General features: G+C 58.1%; 16 protein-coding genes. 8 read left to right on the top strand and 8 right to left on the bottom strand.

Annotated features, from left to right (window positions below; translation table 11 throughout):
* Nucleotides 1–116 precede the first annotated feature (116 nt).
* The 4 genes from EAH73_RS22720 to EAH73_RS22735 all read right to left on the bottom strand — a co-directional run bounded on the left by EAH73_RS22720 (nt 117) and on the right by EAH73_RS22735 (nt 4,276).
* Entirely contained in the window at nt 117–1,193 is a 1,077-nt protein-coding gene (locus EAH73_RS22720; RefSeq protein WP_140469730.1) for a chemotaxis protein CheB, read from the bottom strand.
* Nucleotides 1,194–1,275: 82 nt separating this feature from the next.
* On the bottom strand, nt 1,276–2,763 hold the full coding sequence (locus tag EAH73_RS22725; protein ID WP_140469731.1) for a L,D-transpeptidase family protein: 1,488 nt from the start codon (nt 2,761–2,763) through the stop codon (nt 1,276–1,278).
* 14 nt (nt 2,764–2,777) lie between these two features.
* Nucleotides 2,778–3,254, bottom strand: coding sequence for a BLUF domain-containing protein (locus tag EAH73_RS22730; protein WP_140469732.1), 477 nt, complete (start codon nt 3,252–3,254; stop codon nt 2,778–2,780).
* A gap of 35 nt (nt 3,255–3,289) precedes the next feature.
* A complete protein-coding gene (locus EAH73_RS22735; protein WP_140469733.1) occupies nt 3,290–4,276 on the bottom strand; it encodes a 2-hydroxyacid dehydrogenase in 987 nt (328 codons plus the stop codon).
* A gap of 172 nt (nt 4,277–4,448) precedes the next feature.
* Here EAH73_RS22735 and EAH73_RS22740 point away from each other — a divergent pair, with 172 nt between their 5' ends.
* On the top strand, nt 4,449–5,270 hold the full coding sequence (locus EAH73_RS22740) for a universal stress protein (protein WP_140469734.1): 822 nt from the start codon (nt 4,449–4,451) through the stop codon (nt 5,268–5,270).
* A 522-nt stretch (nt 5,271–5,792) separates the two neighbouring features.
* On the opposite strand, the gene EAH73_RS22745 is transcribed toward EAH73_RS22740, so the two are convergent.
* Nucleotides 5,793–6,197, bottom strand: coding sequence for a helix-turn-helix domain-containing protein (locus EAH73_RS22745; protein WP_140469735.1), 405 nt, complete (start codon nt 6,195–6,197; stop codon nt 5,793–5,795).
* Nucleotides 6,198–7,078: 881 nt separating this feature from the next.
* On the opposite strand from EAH73_RS22745, the gene EAH73_RS22750 reads away from it, so the two are divergent.
* The 3 genes from EAH73_RS22750 (at nt 7,079) to EAH73_RS22760 (ending at nt 9,159) form a co-directional block, all read left to right on the top strand.
* Nucleotides 7,079–7,528, top strand: coding sequence for a hypothetical protein (locus tag EAH73_RS22750; RefSeq protein ID WP_140469736.1), 450 nt, complete (start codon nt 7,079–7,081; stop codon nt 7,526–7,528).
* Between the two features lie 270 nt (nt 7,529–7,798).
* Nucleotides 7,799–8,536, top strand: coding sequence for a hypothetical protein (locus EAH73_RS22755; protein WP_140469737.1), 738 nt, complete (start codon nt 7,799–7,801; stop codon nt 8,534–8,536).
* A 194-nt stretch (nt 8,537–8,730) separates the two neighbouring features.
* The gene (locus EAH73_RS22760; RefSeq protein WP_140469738.1) at nt 8,731–9,159 is read left to right on the top strand and encodes a replication initiation protein; all 429 of its coding nucleotides are present in this window, start codon (nt 8,731–8,733) and stop codon (nt 9,157–9,159) included.
* A gap of 778 nt (nt 9,160–9,937) precedes the next feature.
* Here the strand turns inward: EAH73_RS22760 and EAH73_RS22765 are convergent.
* Nucleotides 9,938–12,217 carry a tyrosine-type recombinase/integrase gene (locus tag EAH73_RS22765; protein WP_140469739.1) on the bottom strand — a complete coding sequence of 760 codons (2,280 nt, stop codon included), beginning with the start codon at nt 12,215–12,217 and terminating at the stop codon, nt 9,938–9,940.
* A complete protein-coding gene (locus tag EAH73_RS22770; RefSeq protein ID WP_240047377.1) occupies nt 12,214–13,302 on the bottom strand; it encodes a tyrosine-type recombinase/integrase in 1,089 nt (362 codons plus the stop codon). The genes EAH73_RS22765 and EAH73_RS22770 overlap by 4 nt, the downstream gene beginning before the upstream one ends.
* A gap of 1,147 nt (nt 13,303–14,449) precedes the next feature.
* On the opposite strand from EAH73_RS22770, the gene EAH73_RS22775 reads away from it, so the two are divergent.
* The 3 genes from EAH73_RS22775 (at nt 14,450) to EAH73_RS22785 (ending at nt 17,517) form a co-directional block, all read left to right on the top strand.
* A complete protein-coding gene (locus EAH73_RS22775) occupies nt 14,450–15,208 on the top strand; it encodes a ParA family protein (RefSeq protein WP_140469741.1) in 759 nt (252 codons plus the stop codon).
* The gene (locus EAH73_RS22780) at nt 15,205–15,582 is read left to right on the top strand and encodes a hypothetical protein (RefSeq protein ID WP_140469742.1); all 378 of its coding nucleotides are present in this window, start codon (nt 15,205–15,207) and stop codon (nt 15,580–15,582) included. The genes EAH73_RS22775 and EAH73_RS22780 overlap by 4 nt, the downstream gene beginning before the upstream one ends.
* A gap of 648 nt (nt 15,583–16,230) precedes the next feature.
* Complete coding sequence (locus EAH73_RS22785) at nt 16,231–17,517, top strand: replication initiation protein (RefSeq protein ID WP_140469743.1); 1,287 nt, start codon at nt 16,231–16,233, stop codon at nt 17,515–17,517.
* An 841-nt stretch (nt 17,518–18,358) separates the two neighbouring features.
* Here EAH73_RS22785 and EAH73_RS22790 read toward each other — a convergent pair.
* On the bottom strand, nt 18,359–19,657 hold the full coding sequence (locus EAH73_RS22790) for a ComEC/Rec2 family competence protein (protein ID WP_140469744.1): 1,299 nt from the start codon (nt 19,655–19,657) through the stop codon (nt 18,359–18,361).
* A 397-nt stretch (nt 19,658–20,054) separates the two neighbouring features.
* On the opposite strand from EAH73_RS22790, the gene EAH73_RS22795 reads away from it, so the two are divergent.
* Nucleotides 20,055–21,611: a hypothetical protein gene (locus EAH73_RS22795; protein WP_140469745.1), complete on the top strand. Its 1,557-nt coding sequence runs from the start codon at nt 20,055–20,057 to the stop codon at nt 21,609–21,611.
* Nucleotides 21,612–21,976: the final 365 nt, after the last annotated feature.

The raw sequence follows: 21,976 nt of genomic DNA on the forward strand, positions 1-21,976 counted from the left end.
GGTAGCGCCCGCCTAGGGCGGTAGGACAATTAGCCAAAAAGAAGGTCACGCTTCCCTTCGGTCTGCATAACCTTCTTTTTGCTATAAATGACAGGTTGGGCTAATCATCTCACGCCCTAGTCGGGGCGGGGTATTTTCCGGCCGTTGGCCGTGAGCGTAATGGTGCGACTGAGGGCAGTTTCGCAGGTGGCCATTTCGTAGGTGAGGGCCCCGGTGCGGGCGTTGGTCACCTCGATGGCGCGGCAAAAAGTGCGGGTGGGGTAGTACGTGGTCAGGGTGTGCTGAATGGGCAGCGAGAGCGCGCTGAGCGCTATGTCTTGGCCCGTAGCCTCCACGTCGCCGTTGCTGCTGAACCGGACCAGCCGGCGGTTCGAGCCCTGGGTGTAGCTGGCCTGGTACCAGGCCTGAAACCGGCGCCAGGTAATCTGCCGCGCCTGCGGATACTGCCGAAACATGGCCCCAAAAGCCAACGGTGGCACGGTTTCCACGGCGATGGCCTGCGCGCGGGCCAGGCCCGGCACCAGGGCTAGCCACAGCAGTAGTAACAGCAGTTTTGCGGCGGCCCAGCCACGGGGCTTGGCACCGGGCGGACGCCGGTTGGCGGGAGCGCCGGCCGTGGTAAGGCGCACGAGCAGGGGCCCGAGTTGGGCCAGCGGCACGAGGTAGTCGGGCGTTACCAGGGCCAGCGCGTGCGTGGGCATGGCGGGCTGCTCGGCGTCGTGCGGGTCTTGCACAATGGTGAGGCCGCCGTGCTGCTGCACCAGTTGCAGCCCCAGGGCCCCATCGCTCAGAAAGCCCGTGAGTATCACCCCAATTACGCGCCCGCCATACGCGCTGGCCGCCGAGCGAAACAGCGTATCGATGCTGGGCCGAAACCCTTTTTCCGGCGGGCCCTGCGTCACCAGCACCCAGTTGCCGTTGAGTAGCAGTTGATGGGCAGGCGGCGCCACGTAGATAATGCCCGGCTCGATAAGCTCCCCGCTTTCTGGGTGCCGGGCCGGCAGCTTCGACACGGCGCTGAGCAGCTCGGGCAACATACTGGGCAAGGCAGCCCCTACGTGCAGCACCATGAAAATGGGGGCTGGAAAATCAGCCGGCAGCGTTTTGGCCAGGGCCAGCAACGCCGGCACGCCCCCCGCCGAAGCGCCAATGACGACCACGTGCCGGTAGCGAAAAGCGGAGGAAGAGGCCATGAGGATTGCGGGCCGGCTTTAGGGCCAGGAGCCGGTTTTAAATGAGAAAAAGGGTGTTGGGTAGGGCTGTTAATTCCAAGGCCTAGGGTGTGAGGCTTGGTCCAAACAACCCCCGGCGTATCGTTTCGTCGCGGTGGTAGGGATCGGGCAGAAAGCGCAGGCGGCCGCCCTCAGCCGTGCAGGTGGCGTAGCGCACAAACAGCGGCATGGGGCGGCGCAGGCGCACGTCGCGGGGGCGTGGCTGGCGGGCGCACTCGGCTTCGCTGGGCAACTGCACCGGCTGGCCGCCGCGCCGCAGCAGGTAGGCGGCCAGAACAAAGGGAGTTTCCAGGCGCACGCAGCCGTGGCTCAGGGCGCGGTAGGGCCGGGCAAATACCTGGCGTTCCGGCGTATCGTGCACGTACACCGAATACGGATTAGCGAAGCGAAACACGATGTTGCCCAGCGCATTATCACAGCCGGCCGACTGGCGGATGGTATAAGAAAAATTCCGGACCGTGACCCGCGCCCAGTTGATGCGGCGCGCATTGAGCAGGCGGCCCCGGGCGTCGTAGAGGGCGTAGTTGTGGCTAGCCAGGTAGCCAGCGTCGCGTTTAAGCTGGGGCAGCATTTCGCGGGTGGCGATGGAGCGCGGCACGTGCCAGTCGGGGGCCAGCGTGAAGTGGTCGATGATGCTACTGAGGATGGGCGTTGGCGTGGTGGGCTTGCCCACCACCACCCGGTAGCGGCGCTGCACCGAATCGCGGGCCACCACCAGCAGCTCGCAGGCCGCGAGGTTAATCAGCACGTAGTCAGGCGCGGGCGGCAGGGCATCCCAGCGCCAACGCTCCAAGTTGGCGGCCACCTGCTCGTAGCGGGCGCGCTGCCGCACCGCCGAATCGGGGGCGCTGGGTAGTGCCAGCCACTGCGCCAGGGCTTGCTGCAGCTGGCGGTACTCGCGGTTGGCGGGCTGGCCAGCCAGCATAGCGGCGGGCACCGCGTGGCCGGCCAGCGCCGCCCGCAACTGGGGCCCCGGCTGCCCACCCGGCCCGGCGGCCTTCTCGCGGGCCGAAGCCGTGTAGCGGTGCAGCCGGCCGCGGCTAACATCGCGCATGAAGCCGAGCACCGCATCGCTGAGGTACACGTCAAAACGGGCTTTTTGGCTGGCCCGGCCCACCGGCTCGCCGGGGCCAGCCAGCGAGTCGCGCAGCAGCAGCAGGCGCTCGCCGCCGTAGTCGGCCGGGCGCAGGCCGTGCGCGGGGGCCTGCGCCAGCAGCGCCAGGGCCGCCGCCGCATCGGGGCCGGGGCCCGCGCCGACCAGCCAGACGGGCGCGCCGGCCGGGCCATAAAACGCCCGTACCTCAGCCCCGGCCTGCAAGCCCGGGCGGGCAGCGGCGCGGCCGGCAGCGCTGGCCGAGGTGGTATCAAGCAGCACCCGAATGGCAGCAGCTACCGAACTATCACCTTGCACGGTAGTGACTACCGGCCGGGTGGCCGGGGGCCCCGACTGCGTGGGCGCGGGGCCGCACCGAGCGGCCAGCAACAAGCCCGCGCCGCAGCTAAACAGTAGAATATCAGCAAAAAGCGCCACGGGCGAAGTGGGGGTTAGTGGTGGCGGATGGGCTGACTATCCAGCGGATGCTCCTGGCCGGTTTCGACGGGGCCTTGGGCCACGAAGCTTTCCAGCAGGGCCAGCAGCTGGAGGCGGGGGTAGGGCCGGTGGGCGAGCCCGAGGGTATTGGCGGGCGCTTCGCCGAGCAGCGTGCGCAGGTCGGCGGCTTGGGCCAGGCGGCAGCCCATCGTCCAGGCAGCAAAGCTGCGCTGGTCGCAGGGCCCTTCACTTATTACCTGGCAGTGAAAGTGGCGGGTATCGGACAGGATTACGTGGTAGTACAGGTGCCGCACAGCCGTTTTGGGGCCCTCCAGCACCTGCAAAAACCGGCCATCGGCGGTGTGCAGCAGCACGCCCGAGATGTTGTTTTCTAGGTTGTGCGCCCGGCCCCGGCGCAGCAGCGCGGCCAGCGCGGGCTCGTTGAAGTCGCCCAGGGCCTGGCTTTGGTAAATGAGGTGGTGAAGGTCCACGAAGCAGAAAAGAGAGGGTGAAAAGGAAGCGCGCCCTACAGCTCGTGCGGCGCCGGCTGGCCGGCGGCCCAGGCATCGAAGCTGGCCACGGCGGTGGCGGCAATGGCGGCCAGGGCCTCGCGGGTGAGGTAGCCCTGGTGCCCGGTCACGAGCACGTTGGGGTAAGTGAGCAGCTGCGCAAACGCCGGGTCGCGCAGTGGGTCGCGGGTGTGGTCGGCGAAAAACAGCCCTTTTTCGGCCTCATACACGTCGAGCCCTAGGTAGCCAATTTGGCCGCTGGCCAGGGCGCGCAAAGCGGCGGCGGTGTCGAGCACGCCACCGCGGCCGGTGTTAATGAGCATCGCGCCGGGCTTCATACTGCCCAGCACCTGATCGTCGAGCAAGTGCCGGGTTTGGGCGGTCAGGGGCGTGTGCACGCTGATAATGTCGGCCTGGGCGCACAGCTCGGGCAGGGTCACGTAGGCCAGGTCGTAGCGCTGGGTGAAGTCGGGGTTGGGCTGCACATCCACGCCCAATAGCCGGCAGCCGAAGCCGTGCAGGATGCGCGCCAGCACCGCCCCGATGTGCCCTACGCCTAGGATGCCCACCGTTTTGCCGTGCAGCTCGAAGCCGATGAGCTTATCGAGGCAAAAGTTGTTGGCGCGCAGCTGCTGGTCGGCCTGGCGCAGGTGGCGGGCCAGGGCCAGCATCAGGGCTACGGCGTGCTCGGCAATGGCGTGGGGCGAGTAGTCGGGCACGTGGGCCACGCGCAGGCCCAGCCGGTGGGCGGCCGGCAGGTCTACCTGGTCGGTGCCGGCGGCGCGTACCAGCACGTAGCGCACGCCGTGCGCCCAGAGCTGCGCCAGCACTGGGGCTGACAAATCATCGGCCCCGAATACGCTGACGGCCCGCGCCCCTTGGGCCAGCGGCGCGGTCTGGWCGGTGAGCGTCGCCTCGTAAAATTGCACCTGGTGCCGGCCCGCATTGGCCTGCTCCAGAAAAGGGCGCTCGAAGGCCAGGGTGCTGAAAACAGTAACGTTCATAAGGGATTGAAAGCCCTGGTGGATAGCAGGCCAGGTGCTCCGCAAGGTTCCGGCCGCCCCCCGGCCTGGCCCATGATAAAAATCAGGTGGCGGGGCTGACGATTGACAGGGCCGGGGGCCGGCCGCGCCCGCTCCTTTGCGGGCAGGTTTCACTTCCCTCCTACCCTAGCCCATGAAGCTCTCGCTGCTAGTGCTCACCGACTTCTTCCAACCCGCCGACCATGCCCTGGCCTACGCCGACGCGCTGGCCGGGGCCCTCGGCGCGCAGCTGGTGCTGCTGCACGTGCGCCGCGACGCGCTCCTAGACCCCGAGCACCTCACCGGCCGCGTCGACACGCTCAGCCGGGAGGCCATCGACCTGGCATTGGCCAGCCTGGTGCGCGGGCTAGCCGCACCCGCCGTGGCCGAAGTGGCGCACGGTGAGGTAGCGTCCGCCGTGGCCGAGGCCCTAGGTCGTCACCAGCCCGCGCTGGTGGTGCTGGGCCACCGCAACACCGACGGCATGCCCGACGAGCTGGTGTCGACCGCTGCGCTAGACATGCTGCGCACGGTCCCGCAGCCCATGCTGGTGGTGCCCATGGGCGCCCGCTTCGCCCACCCGCAACGCCTACTGGTAGCCCTCGATGATGAGCCGTTCAGCCTGGGCGAGAACGCGGGCTTAGTCCGCCACCTACTCGACGCACTGCCGGCCGAATTGACTGTGCTGCACGTCGGCCCTGACCAGGCAAACGCAGTGGCTGGCACGGCCGCGGCCTGCGAGGCGCTGGAGCGCACTGGCCTGGCCCTCGATCTAGCTACCGCCCTGCGCACCCAATGCTTGGTGCACGCCACGCCGGGTGGCGGCATCTTGGAGGTTGCGGCCAGCGGTGCGTTCGATTGGGTGGTGCTGGTGGCGCGGACCCGTAGCTTCTTGGGTGGGCTGTTTCACCGCAGCGTCACGGCCCACGTGCTGCTGCACAGCTCGATGCCCGTGCTGGTGCTGCCGGCTGTGTAACTGGCGGTTGGTCCAGTGGCAAATTGACGAGCCCGTCAGCAGCCTCATTACGCCAACATTGGCAGGCTTCCACAATAAGAATTCAGTGTTCAGCCTCTTTAAGCGACTGCTTCCGAAGTTGAAGTATGCTCGTTGCGGAAGTCCAAGGCAGATATACTTTGGTTGCCAAACAAGCTTTTGAGCACGATTTGCTTGTTTTTTTAATATTGTGCTAAAATCTTAATAGCACACATACTACATAAAAAGAAAAAGACAGGGGTGCATTTTAAAATTCTCATTACCTAATAGTCCAATAAGGGCCCCCTTACCCGTGCTGTGCCTTACCTGAAAGCCCGTCACGGCCTCACTTTTCTAGCCTGCTCGAACGCCCTTGCGTCCGCACACTGGCGGAGTACTGCACCGCGCTGCTGCTCACTGAGACGCAGGTAGTGCTCCCCATCCCTGAGATGGTCCGTTGAGGCACCGGGTTGGGGCTGGTGCAAGCGGCGTAGGCCCTGAAACGCCTGGCCATTTATGTCCTGGCTACCGGCTGGGCTCATCGGTCTCGACGAGCACGTTGTTGATGGCCGTCAGGCGCGCCACGGCCCGCGCTAAGCTGGCCGCCGTCCCATCCAGTTCCACCGACACGAACAGCGGATGCTTAACCGCGCGAATAGCCGCTTTCCCCAAGTGCTGGGCCTCAGGCGGGGCGTTGGGCTCCAGTTGGGCGGGGGCCGCCAACAGCTGCGTGAGGTCTTGGTTACGCAGGGCTTCCACGCTCACGCCAAATACCTGCGCCAGCTTCGTCAAGGCTTCTAGTTTGGGCGTCGATTTGCCGTTCTCGTAGCGGCTAACCGTGTTGTAATCGGTTACGAGCTTATCCCCGAGTTCGGACTGGGAGAGCTCTGCTCGACGCCGTAAAAAGCGCAGGTTTTTTGCAAAATACATGGCCACGCGGGAAATCGCGCAAAACTAGCCGCCTATAAATCTGTATTTTACTAAAAAAAAATGAATAATAACACGTATTTTGCTGTATTATTAATTTAAGTGCTGCATATTGCAGCACTTAATTCAGCTTCCGAGCAGGTGCTCACACTTCCGGTTGTGGTGGCAGAGGTCGCTGCTTGACCGTGGCATTGCGCGCACAACTTCTTATACTTATTCCCCAACTTCTTACGCGCAACCCCTCCCTGCGACACCCACGTGCGAACCTGCCAAGTGGCTTCATTCATTTTATTCCATTCCTTCGCTTGTATGCGTTCCATCAACAGAAGGAGTCCCGCTAGTGCATTGCTGGCCTCCCCCCTGCCACTTTTACCAAAAAAAGCCTGGCCCCCCAAAGCCAGCAAAGCAGGGGGTATTGGAGGAAAAGAAGGACAAAACGCACCCTTTTACCTCCACTGTTACAGCGGACAACGAGCGGCGACTCGCACCGTACCAAGCGCACAAGCCCGGTAGGGCCCGGGCGACAGATGTGCTAAACCAGGCATTGAAACGCTTATTTGACGCCGACAAGCAGGATGCAGGCATTGGCCTGGGGGAGAAGTCGTAGCCCATCAGGCCGGAACGCTATCGCCCGCCCGGCCAGCGGCCAGTACTTAGGTAACCGCCTGTCGCGCTAAGATCGGTTCCGAGCCCAACGCACAGCTCCAGCGCATTTCGCAGCCTGTCCATTCGCTCAACGGCCTCGCAGGCTGGTCCCGGTGGTGGTAGGGACGGGTCCAACCGTGCTTGGGTCCGGCGACCACCGCCGACTGGTTACCCTGGGGCCGTCGCTCCGGGGCGCCCCCACGGCCACTCATTCTTTCCCTTCTTTTTAATCCGCGGCCATGCTACGCATTGTGTTTGAATTTGACCAAGACGCTGCCGAGATCACCCCGGAGTTGCTCCTGCAATACTGGGCGGTGGCCGCCGACGGCGGGGCCGCCGCGGCGGAGGTGCGGTTGTTGGGGTTGGAAAGCGAGTTGGCCCTGGCCGCCGCCGTCCAAGCGCAGCCCCCGGTGCTGCGGCAACTGTGGCTGGAGGAGGCCCGGCGCTGGATCTACCGCCTGGGCGACCCCGAACCCTTCATCGACCTGATCGATCCTGCCGTCGAGCCGGTGGACCTGTACCCGCTGACCGCGGGGCTGTCCGCGTACGCCCGGGGGTACTTTGAGGAAAACCGTACGAATGGCAACGACGCGGACGCCCTCGCCCGCTGGCTGCAAGTCCTGCGCTTGCGGCGGCTCACCGTGGAAGACGACGAGGGCCCGCTGCTCGCCAGCGACTACGACCAGTAACGGCACGGCCGGAAGCGCAGCGAATACCAATTCTGGGGGCCTTGGCAGCTGATGGGGGCGCCCACCACCACCACAGAACGGTTAGGGTGCGGGCGCAGCCTCAATCCTTTGAACGGGTACTGCGCCTCTTAGATCCGTCCGTGTACAGCAAGCCGCTGCTGCTGGCTGCAGCAGGCAAGGCAACGCGCAACCACCGGCAGCCAACGAGGTGAGCCCGCGCTGGTAGCGGGGCGTAGGGTTTACAGTTTCGCGTTTTTCTTCTATTAGCTCATGAGTGCTGTAAACATCGGCGAGCGCCTCACCCAGCTCCGGGCGATGCTGGCTGCGGAGTCCCTGGTACCGGGTGCTTGGCCTCGTACCCGGCTGGCCCGGGAGGCCGGGGTCTCGCCCGCGGCGCTCACCCGGCTGGAAAGCACGGGCCGTGGGAGCATGGATGTCCTGGCGGCCGTGCTGCACTTTTACCAGGGCATGGGGGTTAACATGGCCTGGGTGCTGACCCCCGATAACGCGGACATTCCGGTACAAAAGCCCCGCGACACCTTCCAGGACGAGAAACTGCCCCGGGCCAGGCAGCCGCTGACCAACCTGCACCGGCTCCTGCAGCCGGTGATGGCCGGACTCGACGCGGGCCAGTCCCTCCCGCCCGAGGCGCTGCGCCCGTTGCTGACGCAGGTCCGGCAAGGCGTCCTCCACGCCCTTAACCACTTGCTGCCCCCCCGGCGGCTGGTGCTGCGCGAAGCGGACCTGCGCGCGTTGCAGCGGCAATTGCCCCCGGTGCGCGCCCAATCAACCGGTTGGCGCGCGGCGGCGCTCTACGCGGTGCCCTACCACTGCTACGAAGCGGGCGATTTCCTTCCCCGATGCGGCGACCCCGTTTCCTACCTGGCTCATGACCCGGGCCCGGAAGAGGTTTCCCCCGGCGACCAATGCAGCGCCTGTCAGCGTTTGCTGCGCGTGGTTTCTGCTCCTTCTGCGCCGTTGGACACCCCCGCGGCCGCGCTGCGGTAACCCACTGCCCCGGCCGCATTGCTTCCACTGATTTTTGCCACTACCCGCCCGTACGGCCCAGTGCCCAGCGCTAATTTCCCCCGCCCCGGAGCCGGCCTTGTTCGGCGGCTGTCCAATAGGCGTTCCCCCGCGGGCCCGAACGCTGGGGCCCAGGCGCCCAAATTTATTTAACGACTAATTTTCCCGTTGCTGCCATGGACCCGGTTACACCCAACGACCCAGAAGTTGATTTTTTAAGCCGCTTATTCGTTCGTTCCCCGCGGGCGTTCAACCAAGCGGAAGCCCGCCTCTTTGCCCTGGCCCTGAACAGCCTGACCCAGCATTCGTCACAAGAGACCTTTCAGCTGGCTTTCCGTGACATCATTCCAGGCGATAACGAGGACGGCAAGCAGTACGCTAAGCTGTGGGTGGCCACAAAACGGCTCATGCAGGCCATTGATTACAAGACCTTTCGGCAGGGAAATAGCCGTAGTCAATACATGCTCTTGTTTTCTACCCTGGGCATGGATGCGGACACCGGGTTGGTAACGGGCAAGTTCAACCCCGACCTGAAAGCGTATCTGCTTGACCTGGGCAATAAGTTTACTACCGCCGACCTGGAAGCATTGCTCATGCTGCGCTAAGAGGCCTTTCCGCGGGTAACGCCTCGGAATGCTGTTTCGACTACAAGTAGTTTCCCTATCCGCCTTGCGCCCACGTCTGCTTGCGCGAAGCAGACTTGCGCCTGCCAGCGCCCGTGCGTCAGCGCGATCCAAACGGCAATCCGTTGGTGCCTGGCCATCGCGACACGGGACGTCAGTCGTCGGCCCCGAACCGTCGAAGGGCTGGGTTGGTTTCGCGGGCGGTTGTGCACCAGCATCGTCCTGGCCAACTGATGCACCCATGGAAGGTAGGTATGGTGAACCACCTTGTTCGCCATTAGCCACTGAATTAGGAACCCGACAGGTGGCGCGGGCCACAGGATAGGCCTGCCGCCGCGCCGCCTTCTGAGCGGTCCGCCTGCCACAACTTACTGCAGGCGCTGCTGGACAGCTGGCTGCCCGTTGTCAGCTTGTTCCGACCTGTGTGCTCGCCTGACGCCCCGGCCGACTTCACCGACTTGGCCAAAGGGCACCGCAACCCGGCCGCCCAGCAGGTGCTGCGCCTGGTAGAAAATGCCGGGGCGCGATTACCGTACACCGCCTGCCCGGCTTCGTGGCTACGCTGTTCAGCAGAGTGCTGCCAGCGTAGCCACGAAGCCGGGCAGGCGTCTTCTTTTCAGCTGATATGGTTTACGCGGTCCGCTCTTTCCGGCCGTCTTAACAGCAGAACGATGCCTTCGGCTTCTGTCCGCCTTTTCCGGGCCAATTCAACCTTGCCTTCATCATCCACCCGGCCCGGGGCCTTTTCTACGCCAGTATCTCAGCTCGGGGGGGATTCGGTACTCCGCAGAATGGCTTCCAGCCTTTCATTTATCGCTATCGCATCTTCAACGGCTTGGCGTGCCTCCTTCGAGAGTGGTATGGAGTTCAGCATGTGTAGCAACTGACTTCTTACTTCCCGCAGTTGGCTATAAAGCGATTCTTTAGGTCTATAAAATGAGCAATTCATGCACGGCTTTCGCTGTTTGCATTGGTCATAGAAATCATAAATGCAGAAGCCGTGACCAAGGTCAACAGAGCGTGTCGGCCCATCTTCGGTTGCTGATTCACCGCCAATCGCGGTAAATTCTTTTAACTGCTCCAGCTGGCGTTTGTCAATACTGACGCGATTCGCCGCAGCGTAGGTCTCCTGAACCTTATGTTCATTCTCCTGAACGTAGTGTCCGAGAGAGCCACGGGAGCGGTGCCCAATCCAATTACTCAAGTAGGGACCACGCAGTGGCGTCGGAGCGTTGGCCAACTGGGTGGCAAGGGTATGCCGAGCCCGGTGGCTAGTGATTTTTCCCAAGGCATCTTCGAGGGGAATGCCGGCTTTCCGGCATAGCATGGAAATGAGGACATCATTGAGGTACGTTTGGCCTATTCGTTCTCCTTTCCAGACAAATAAGAAATCTACTTCTTCGGTTGTTTTATCATCCCTGTGTTTGGGAACACTAGGACGAATTTTCTCCCATAGCTCGATGGCGTCTCCTACCAATTTTATGATTGGCTTCAAAAAACCACGACCATTCTTGCCCACGGGCACGATCAAATTGCAGAGGGCATGGGTTGAGGCGGACCTACTCTCGTTTTCTTCCCCGGGAATAGACCGTATGCATCCGACTCGCAGCCGACGGATTTCATTAGCGCGTAACCCTGAGTAGAGCCAAACAAGCGCCAGTGCCCGCACCATGGCCAGTGGATACCAACTCTTAGGAGTGACGTCACTTCGCTTGCTCACGAACGGAGAAGCGCTAGGTAAATCCTCCTGAGTGATAGATAATCCAGCTTGTACCAATTTGGCCCATTGTGCGTCATCAATTGGCCGAGGGTTAGGCCCTCGCCTGGCTGAGATGCGCCTAGGGGTGGCCAGATGGCGGTCAGGGTCGAAGGCTCTTGGAAACCATTCCAATTCGTGACAATCATTGAAAAATAAGCGTAGATCTTGCAGCAGTTGCGCCTGATAACTTGCTCCTAATGGCTCACCGCGCCTGGGAGTTGATTTAGTTTTTGGGTGTTGCCACTGCCCAACGTTCATTTTTTGCACGTCCGCTCTATAGGCTCTGGCCATACTTTTAGTCCACTGCTGGGCACCCGCTGTGGCTGGATACTTCTCAGCAGCCCATCTTGCGGCTTTGGCAACCGAGGAAATCGACACTCTCGTTTCATTGCGCGAGGCACCACCATCCGTCAAGTGATCAAACCACGCCGGAATTAAATGAGGCCAGTCATTACATAAATTGTCGTCTATTCCGGTGTTAATCCAACTGTAGCAGGGAGTAGGTAAATGAGTTGATAGAACCTTAATATTATACAATATAATTGACAATGTAACATAGCTTTTTTTTCGTGCTTTGTTATGAGAATCACTTTCGTGTAGTTTCTCTATAACGGGCAGGGTAAGCTTTTCTAAAATCGGGCTTCGGTTAGCTAGTAATGCGGAACACGTTGCTTGACTAATTGCCCATGTTACTGCCCGTCCGATTCGCGTAGACTCGGTCGTCAACGTATGTAGCGCTTTCTCGACCGCGACGCCTCCGAAAATACGTTGAGCGGAAACAAGCGTATTATGACCAGTAACTAATCGATAAATCGGAATTTCACTTAGTAGGTAAGCGCAGGCTAATACACACTGGCGGTATTTCAAATTTGCAATATGATGAGCGCGTTGAAAATCATGGTGTATGGTTCTAAAATCCTCATACGTTTTACCAACTATCTCTGCCCACGCTGTTTCATCCCAAGCCCATAGACTGGTTTGCCGTTGATGCATCTCATGTAGAAGTAATGAAACGCAAGCCAATAGGCGTTCCCCCCCTTTCGGAATTCCCCAATGCAAGAGCGCAACCTCGACAGGCTGAATGAGCCGATTCAACTGCTGCTTAATTTCTTTCTTAAACGCTTTGGAACCCCAACCCAGGTGGCCGTGCGCTTTCCAAGCAGACAGCGTGGTTTTCTCCGATGGGCTTAAGACGAGACTCTTGTCAAATTGGGGGGGTTGAAAAGGCCAATTTCGAACAGAATCCTTTCTGCTTTCTATGAAAGGTAGGCGTTTGGTCATTGCAGTGAGGTTTGCATCGTTTCTTGCCGCCAGTCAAGCGTCGAATCAAGTGTTTGGCGGAACCGCTCACTCAATTCACGTCCGCTTATGTGGACGTATATCATCGTCGTGGCTGGGTGTACATGCCCAGCCAAGGCCGCAATTTCAGCCATCTTCCAGCCGGCCTGGGCTAAATCGGTCAAGCGCAAATGCCGTAGCGTGTGCGGCGTAAACAACGGCAAGCCGGCTCGTTCTCCCAGTGCTTTTACGACCTTGGACCAAGTCCAAAAAGAAATGGGAAGCCCCTTGTTACGCCGTGACTCAGACAAGAAAAGTGGGCCCGGCGCTCGGCTTATGCGCCGGCGATGCTGCAGGTAAGCCGCGTACAGTTCGCCCGTTGCCTGCGAATAAGGCACTTGCCGTGCGCGCTGACTTTTAGTGGTTTTCGCCCGTAAATGAAGCAATCGCTGAGAAGGATCTATGTCGCCGGTCTCCAGGGCGCACAATTCTGCCCGGCGCACGCCCGTGTCGTATGCCAGAGCTAGCATGAAACGATTCCGAATGCATTCGGATGATGCCGCGTTCAGGAGCGCCTGCCACTGCGTTTCATTCGGGAGCCAAGGGTCCTTTTCGTAGCGCTCAACCATTCCGCGACTATTTCCATTAAACCCTCTTCCCCTTTTGTATTTAACTATTTTAATTGGGTTCGTGGTCCTAACTTCCTCATCAATAAGGTATTCGTAATAAAGTCTGACGGTTGTTACCCTCAGACGTATGGTGGCATTGGCAAATCCATCATGCGTGGTGCTTTTCACGTAGCCGGGACGCCTGGCAGGCATACCAAATTTTGAACGCGATTTTAGGTCAGTAACATAGGCTCTGACGTCGGTTCGCTTGGCGTCGGGAGGATTGATGGCGCGGATCGCACAAAACCGAAAGTAGTCCACCAACGCGTGGCCGTATGCGCTTACCGTGTTACTTGCTAAATCAGATGCTTTTTCGAGGAGCCATTCCCTAGCGTGTGGTTGGCTAAAAAGAGTGGGAAATCGCTTTTCTAGTGTCATACGATACTGGTAGGATGGTGAAAGAAAAGACTGCGCAGTCATTTCACAACAATTATACTATACCTGTTTCATATAAACAAGCAACAATTGATTTTTTAGCCATAAAATGCTGTCTAGCATGTACCTATATGCGAACAGTGTGCTGATTTTATAGACTGTAAAATTGTACTTATATACGCACATGGGCTATCTTTTAAACACTTAAAACGTGATTCCACATAATTATGGTTATGTGGAATATGCCAAGCGATTATAGGCGATTACCGCCCTTGTGTACAGTTTAAGCGATGTTTTTGGCTGATTTCGAGCATAGCTTTGGTCAGACCTAAGAATAGCCGGATTGCGTGGCTTTAAAACGGTTACAAGGAGACTCGGCTGAGGCAATTGCTGCGACGGCTCCTGTTCGCGGCCCCGTACAGTGAGCCCTTAGTACGGGTGCGGCTGCTWTCACTGGCCAGGCGCAAGGGTCTTGCCTTGGACTCCTTGCCGTAAATCTGCTGGTAGTTGGGCAGCGTTCCCTTGGTTTTGAGTGTCATTGCGACAGGAATAGACGGCCTTCTGCTCCCATTCTTGTTTCGGCTGCCTCAGGATTTAGGACCTGAAGTAGTCATATGGACCAGCACACACCAAAACCGGCATCGGGCTTGACTTCTAGAGGGCACCCGATTTCTGACGTCCAACCACGTGCACCAGTTGCGCCGGCCTAACCCGCCCGACCAAGCCATCCGGTTGCAATAGACCTGGTGCCTAAGTCCGTTAGACCAGGCCATTTCTCCGGCTTTCATCGATGCCTAATGGCCTGATGTGGGCCGGGTCATTTTCCTTCCCCACCGCGGCCGTTACGGGCGAGTTTGATTGCGCCATGCAGAGTGTATCCGAACTCTAAAACATAACGCTAAACAAGTTCAGTATACTCAACATTCTAAGTATTTATGACAAGCGCAACATATTTCAAAATTAATTATTTGCCTAACATGTCCAGCATTTTTGATATTCTAAATAATTATTAGCATTCATTAATACATGTAAAACTCACTATTTGAGGCACATGAATTGATAATTAAGTACAAACCCTTTGATATTTAAAACATTCTCAGAATGTTGAACAATTTCAGTATTGGCGATATGTGAAGTATGCTCATTTACTTCCTGCGTTGTAATATTGCTGCATCACGTTCATTACTACCCCATGAAAGTTCTCACCTTCGCAAACCATAAGGGAGGGGTTGGTAAAACCACTTCCACGCTAACGGTCGGTCAGGAGCTGGCCCGCCGCGGGCAGCGGGTGCTGTTCCTGGACTGCGACCCGCAGCACAACCTGACCATGAGTTTTGCCGCCAACGGGGCGGCTCACCTGAGCACCGTCATCCGCGGCGAGCGCACCCTCAAGCAAATCATCGTCGGGGTAGGGGAGGGGATGGGCCTGGCGGGCTCGGCCCGGGAACTGACGCAGCTCGAGAAGATCCTGGGGCAGCAGCCCACCTACCAGTTCTTCCTACGCGACCAACTGGAGGACGTAGCAGCCGACTACGACTACGTGCTGATTGACACGCCCCCCGCGCTCACCAGCCTTACCTACGCGGCTTTAGTGGCCAGTGACGCGGTGTTTATTCCMGTGCAGCCCGAGTTCTACGGCTACGAGGGGCTGACCACGCTGCTGGACGCCTGCGCCATCATGGGCAAAAACTTCAACCCCCGCCTGAAGGTCGGTGGACTGTTCCTGACGAAGTACTCGGCCAGTTACCGCCTCTCGCTGCACCACGACGTGGTGGCCATCATGCGGGAAAACGCCGTGACGGGGCCGCTGCTCATGAACACCAGCATCCGGCAAAACGGTAAGCTGTCGGAAGCGCAGATCGAAAAGCAAAACCTGTTTACTTACGCGCCCGCCAGCAATGGCGCCGAAGACTACGCCAACCTCACCACCGAAATCCTCGCCCGTCTATGAGCACCGGCCCCAAAAAACGCTTCGGCAGCACGCTGACCCAGCCCGTTGCCCCCACCCCCGACGAGCTGATGTTCGGGGCCGTTAGCCCGCTGCCAGCGCATCCTGCCGCCGGTCCTGTTTCGGGTCCCTTGGCGGAAGTGCCCGCACCGGCCGGTCCTACCGGGCGCTGGGTGCCTTTTGGGTCATACGTGCGCGACCAAACGTACCTGCAGCTCAAGCAGGCCGAGTACTGGGAGCCCGGGTTCGAAATCCGGCAGTTTCTGGAAGACACCCTGCAAGCCGCCCTGGCGCAGTTGCCCGCCGCGCAGCGGACGCTGCCACAACCCGTGCTGGAAAAGCTGCTTAAAACAAACCGCAAGCTGCAACCCCAGTAGCGAGGCCAGCGAACGAATTGCTCCAAAGCGATTGCAACGGGCCAGTTGCGGTAACCACTGCTGCAAGAGCTTCCCAAGCGGCGGCTGATATTGCATATTTCCTTGGTTAAAGCGGCAAATAGCAATCAATCAGAGTCAGATTATAAGCTAGTATAAAGACACAAATCACTGGCTGATAATGATTAGTATAAAAAAGTATTAACCGCCATAATTTTACTTTAGAATTGTACTTTTTTTTACTTTTAAGACTGTGTGGTTGCTACAAAAAGGACGTTAAAAAAAAACTCCCTAGCTAGTTACTTTTAAACTTAAATTATAGTATTAGTATTATACTACACAGAACATACTGGGCAACAATGTTTTATGAAGTCAGGTTGCTACAAAAAGGACGCTAGGTTGCTACAAAATAGACGCTAGGTTGMTACAAAATAGACGCTAGCTAATCTCAGGTTGCTACAAAAAGGACGTCACACCGCCAAGTTGCTACAGAAAGGACGCTAGGTTGCTACAAAATAGACGCTGCTAGACTTCAGGTTGCTACAAAATAGACGCTGCTTGGCTTCAGGTTGCTACAAAAAGGACGCTGCTTGACTTCAGGTTGCTACAAAAAGGCCAACCCTTACTCTCCAGTGCCCCAGCTTATCCACCATGAAAACACTACCTAAACAGAACGCTGATAAAATAGTGGCCCAACACAACGCGCTCGTCAATGCACGTTTCAGCTTTGTGCCCCTCCAGATGCGCCTGTTTCTGGCACTGCTCGCTCGTATCAGCCTAGACGATACCGAGTTCAAAGAGCATGTAATTCCGGTCAGCGAACTGTTGTTTGAGCGCCACGGCGGGTCCGCTTACCAGCAGCTTGACGAGATGTGCGACGACATTACTTCCTTTAAGCTGTACATCGAAATACTGGAGGACGGCACCCGCAAGCGTCGGCGGCGGCCCAAGTACGACTACATTCCGCTGATGGCCAAAGCGGGCTACGACAGTGACATGGGCGGGATAGTGGCGGCCTTCAACCCCCTCATCATGCCGTACCTGCTGCAGTTGCGTGAGAGTGGCAACTTCACGTTGGCCGACCTGGACGAGTTGCGCAAGCTGAAAAGCCCCAGTTCGGTTCGCATCTACTGGCTACTCAAAGAGTATTCAGACTTTGGGCAGCGGACCGTCACTCCCGAACAACTGCGCTTCATGCTCAACATTGCGGAGAACGAATACCCCCGGTTCAGCAACTTCAAAGCGCGGGTGCTGGACCGTGCCCAGCTGGAACTGGCGCGCACCGACATGCCGTTCACTTACGAGCTGGAGCGACAGAACCAACTCGTGCAGCGCATCAAATTTCTGTTCGGCTACGATACGGCCACGGCGAGTTCAGATGAAGTAGAAGAACAAAATGTTAAACTTGTTGAGAATACGGAACATTTACAGAATACTGAGAATGCCAACCAGCCTGCTGCGGACGAACCTGCCTGGATCCAGGCATTGCGGTTGATAGGGGTTAGCCTGCGGAGTATTAAACAAATCATTAAGCAACTGGAGGACAAGGAGTATCCGCTCGAATACGTCGATTTTGTACTGTCTCGCATTGGCAAGCAGCACCAGCTGGGGAAGGTGAAAAAGCCGGCGGGCGCAGTCTATAAAGCATTGGTGGAGAAGTACCTGTTAGAAGAGTACCTGGCTGGACAAAAAGTATCAAAAGCGATTCCAGTCAAAAAAGCCAGTGCTGCCGTCAAAGCYAAATTGCCGCTGCTGGAAGAGGTGGCGTTTCCGCTGCGGGAGGTACGGGACATGTACGAAAATCCAGGGCCTTTTCTGAAACGACAGCTGAAGGAACCCACTTTTGAACTGCATTTGGAAGCCATTTACTTGAGCCAGGGATTTGCCCTGGTAAAGCGTGATGGGGACGACTGGCTTGTTAAAAATGCTCTTCCCTAACTTCTGGTGGGGCCAGTGCTACTATTTTCGCCAACTCTAGTGCAGCAAAACCGGACAGGTACCTGTTCGGTACGGAAGTAGAAGCGAATCCGCTGGCGGCGTCATCGCTGTCGTGTCACTTTCCCTCGCCCGTACCATGGCCGCTACCAAGCCAAAACCTGATTGGAGCTGCATTGTCCAGCAAATGGCCGCTGACAAGACGGGGTTGTAACCATCGCCGGTGACCCGCAGGCCCGTTAACGGGTCACGTTTGCCCACCCCCTTGCGGTACCTACTAAGCAGCACCACGGACGGGGAGGGGGGCAGGACCGAAACCTGTGAGCACTGCGTGGTGTACTTCCCCGGCGTCTCCTATGGCTAGTTCGGGATTGGAACCTAGATTGATAGGTAAAGCACCATTACCTAACATAACCTTCGTTACCGGACAAACCTTTGACAGCTGGTTTCTTTAGTAAGACGCTGTTGTCGGGCTTATAAGGTCAATTAGTTGTGGGTTCAATAAACATTATAAGCTCCTCTTTTATATTCTAGAAAACTTGATTTACAGCACGTAAAAGGAATTGTCTTCACCTATTTAAGTACTCCTCTCACGCATTTAATGCCAGAAAATCTGGAAATGCGCTTACAATGTGCCAGCAGTAGAAATCGAAAGCAATTTTCCCTTTTGCTGCTAGACAGGTTGCAGTTAGATGGATAAGGTTTTCGGTGGTGGGGTGGTTTGATAGTCCGTCGTAGACCAGGATTAGCGCATTATACATCCCTATTCTACTGTCAGATAGGCGCAGCTCCCTAGTAGCTTTCTGATAATCAATAGCGCCGGGAGCAGAGGGCTCCAGGGCGGCTACTTGACTTGGTAAGAATCCCACAGGTCCGCCGTGGTACGGGCCTCTTTCATCTGCGCCATGAAGATGCGCTCGCCGTCGCAGCGCAAATTGATCAAGCCGTAGAGCACGGAGTTCTGCGCCAGGTTGGTGGACCGGGCCAATTCCGTGGAAAACACCAGCGGGCGCGCGCTGCGGCTGTACTTGCCGGCGCAGCCCACCGCGTCGGCCCGCGGGTGGGAATAGGATTCGTTGTCCCCCGACGAAATCACGGTGGCCAGCGGGCTGATGCGGTCCATGAAGGCTTCCGAAAACTCGGACGAGCCGTGGTGGCAGCTTTTGGCCACGTCCACGCGGAAGGGGTTGTCCGGGGCAAAGGCGGCCATCAAGTGCTCTTCGGCCTGCGTGTTTAGGTCCCCGCCCAGCAGCACTGAGCACGTGCCGAATTCCAGTTTCAGCACCAAGCTGTGCCCGTTGACGGTGTGGGAATCGTCCTGGAGCCAGCGGTGCTCCCAGCGCCCCTCGTTGGCTTCGCACACGGGCCCCAGCACCGTCAGCCGCAGCGGCTTGGCTTCCACCGTTTCCTCCAAGAGCACGGCCCCGTCGTGCCGCAAGCGCCGCACGGCCTGCAGGCGCCCGTCCCGGTGCGCGGTTTCCAGCGCCGTGATGAACCGCACGAACATGGCCTGCAAGCCGCCCGCGTCGCGCAGGCGCACCAAGTCGTCCAGGGAATCAAAATTCGTTTTCAGGTACTCGGTGCCGTCCGCGGCGGTGTACTTTTCGCCCAGGCCGGTATTGAAGGGCGGCCGGTAGCCGGTTTTGGTTTTGGCGCACTTGCCGATGCCGTTGTGGTACACCGCGCCGAAGGTGAAGCGGACGTCGGCCAGCAACTCGGTGAACCCGTTGTAATGGTCTTCGTCGAAATGGCTCACGAACAACGCGTCGAGGTGCACGGTAGCGCCGGCGTTGAGCAGGTGCTTGTATTGCCACTTGACTAGGTACGCCTTCATGTGGGCGTCGGGCCCCGCGTCCACCAAAAACCGGTGCTTGCCCACTTCCACCAGCGCCCCGTCGCCTTGGCCCACGTCGAGGAAAAAGATTTTCAGGCCCATGTTGGCGGTGGTGTCTTCTTCGCGCATCCAGCCCGTTTTGCCCATGGAGCGGACGCGGTAAAACCCGCCCACGGCGGCGGGCTCCACCAGCGTCAAGTAGGAGCCCATCAACAGGCGGTTAACAATCGTCGACGGGTGCCCCCCGGCAACTTTGGGATCGGCGTAGAACGGGGCTTCGTTGGTGCGGACGTACAAATGGGCGGCCATGGCGGAGAAGGGAAAGCGGAACGGGGGCCTCGTGCGCAGGCCCGAACGAAGCATCCGACCCAGTTGACGGGCGTTCTCGGGGGAACGCCCGTCAATCCGCCAAGGTAACGGACCACGGGCAGCGAGCACTCCGTGGCAGCACTGAATTTGTGCGGCACCCCAGGGCTGTTCGGGCCACTAGCGCCTTGTTTCTTAGCAATAGCTGCAAGAGGGGATAACGAATGATGTGCAATTCAGTGGTAGCACGGATTTGTCCAGTGTTAGCTGCTTACATATTGCTGGCTCGAAGCCGTTCATTAACCGACGTTAACCTAGCTGCTTGAGGCGGCACCATCTGCCCGACAACGGCTGACTGTTCGCTTGTCACCCATCATTTCCGCATCAACCACGCATTGCCATGAAGCACCTCTACCTAGCCTTGCTCCTTTCACTGTGCGCACAAGCCGTGTTTGCACAAAATCAACCCAGCCGCGCCACCCCGAAGGTCAAAACCAAACCGCCCTTGCCGCCGAAGGAATTCGACGCCATGATTATTCAAGACATCACGTACACCATTGCGGGGGAAAGCACGCCAACCAGCGGCTTGAAAATCGACGTCACCAAGCCCGAGGCAACCGTGTCGGGTGCTTTTCCAACCCCGAACCTTGCGTGGGCGGACTTCATCAGTTTCGACCTGAAAGCGGGTGCCACCAACGGCAATATTAACTTGCTCAAAGGCTACACCAGCGTTAATACCGGTTTCGAGTTTCGGCCGGCGCTACACTACATCCCGGCCGTGAACAAAGCCAAATACGGGAGCGGGGAAAACGCCAAAACCAACGCCATACTTGTCAACGCGCGGCACGACATCACGCTGGCCAACAAAAAAGCATCCCGGGATTCTTTGTTGATGATGGCACTGCTCAGAGATCACCACCTGAGCAAGGTAGAGTCCATCCCGCCCGTAATTCCCGCCGATTCCGCTGTGACCCCACAGCAAAAGAAAATCCTCATCCATTTTATCGAGACGTATACCAAAAAAACCAACCTCGGGCTAAGTGAAGCAAGTAGCGTCGACACCATACTAGCCAAAGCACCGGTAGCCGACACCATAACCACGGTTGAGAAAGGTAAATCTCATAAGGACATAAAACCGGGCACTTTCCTTGGCAAGCTCGTGGACGATTACGCGAAGCGGGCGAAACAGCACAAAAACTTGGACAAAAACACCAGTGCCGAACTCATAAAAAACGCGGCCGATATTTGGACGCAGAAAAATTACTTCTGGATCACAGTCAGCCCCTTTGCCCGCTCCACCAAGCTTGAGCTCTACCACACCCAGTTCGAGAATAAGGATTCTTCTTACATCAAATCAGAGTATAAGTTCTTCTTTGGCCTAACCGGGTATCTCAACTTTTACCGCGTCAACGTTAACAAACGGGCGCACTTTTTCCGATTGGGCGTGACTGCCGCCAAAGACAATAACCTCAACACGCTCAACAGCTTCAATTACGAAAACACCCGCCCGTTCTATGCTTACGGCACAAACGTCACCGTAAAAACGAAAGAAGGCACCGCGTACAACGAGAAAGCACTTCATACCGGACTAGTGGGGCAGTTCAACGTGGACTACTACAATCTGCCGTTGAATTCCTTTGTTCCGGGATTCTACATCTCCAGCACTGTCAACCTGGGCAACGTCTACAATTTGAATGATTTCGTAGGCCGGGAGAACGACTCATTCGTGCTAGGCCTGGAAGGCGGCCCCGTGTTGAACATCAAAAGCCGGGAAAAGGACAAAGACAAAAACATCCTGTCAATCCTTCTCTACTTGCGGTACGAGGACTTGACCGACCAGCGGCGTACGTCAAAGGAGTCGCGCCAGCTGGAGCCCATTGAGGATTTTCGCAAGCGCAACCTAAGCGTCGGCCTGCGCTTGGGCATACCGATCACCTTGCCCCAGCGTAGTTCCTAAGTAACCGTACAAAATCACCTAAAAGCCTGACCATTGGCCGGGCTTTTTGTATTGGCGTTTAAGCTTACTCCGCTTTACACCTCATGGAGCTGCCTCTCCTATTGTCGTAAATCCCCAGTGCCGGCAACGGTCACATTTCAGTAGCTAGTAATATGAAGTCGCATGGCATGCGATAATGTTTACCTATTTCGCCGCACGGCGCGGCCGCCGATAGGAAGAAGGCCTATAACGTTGATTAAACGGTCGTGGCTGTTGCAGAACTCTCTAGTCAGCTCGCTAAGAGCATAGGCCAACTGCTGAGCACGGGAAAAGGCCCGTTTTCCAGCCTTTCCGACATGGTTCGATTGGTCGGGCCCTCCGCTGAA

The organism is Hymenobacter nivis, from assembly GCF_006439025.1.
GTDB classification, from domain to species: Bacteria; Bacteroidota; Bacteroidia; order Cytophagales; family Hymenobacteraceae; genus Hymenobacter; species Hymenobacter nivis_A.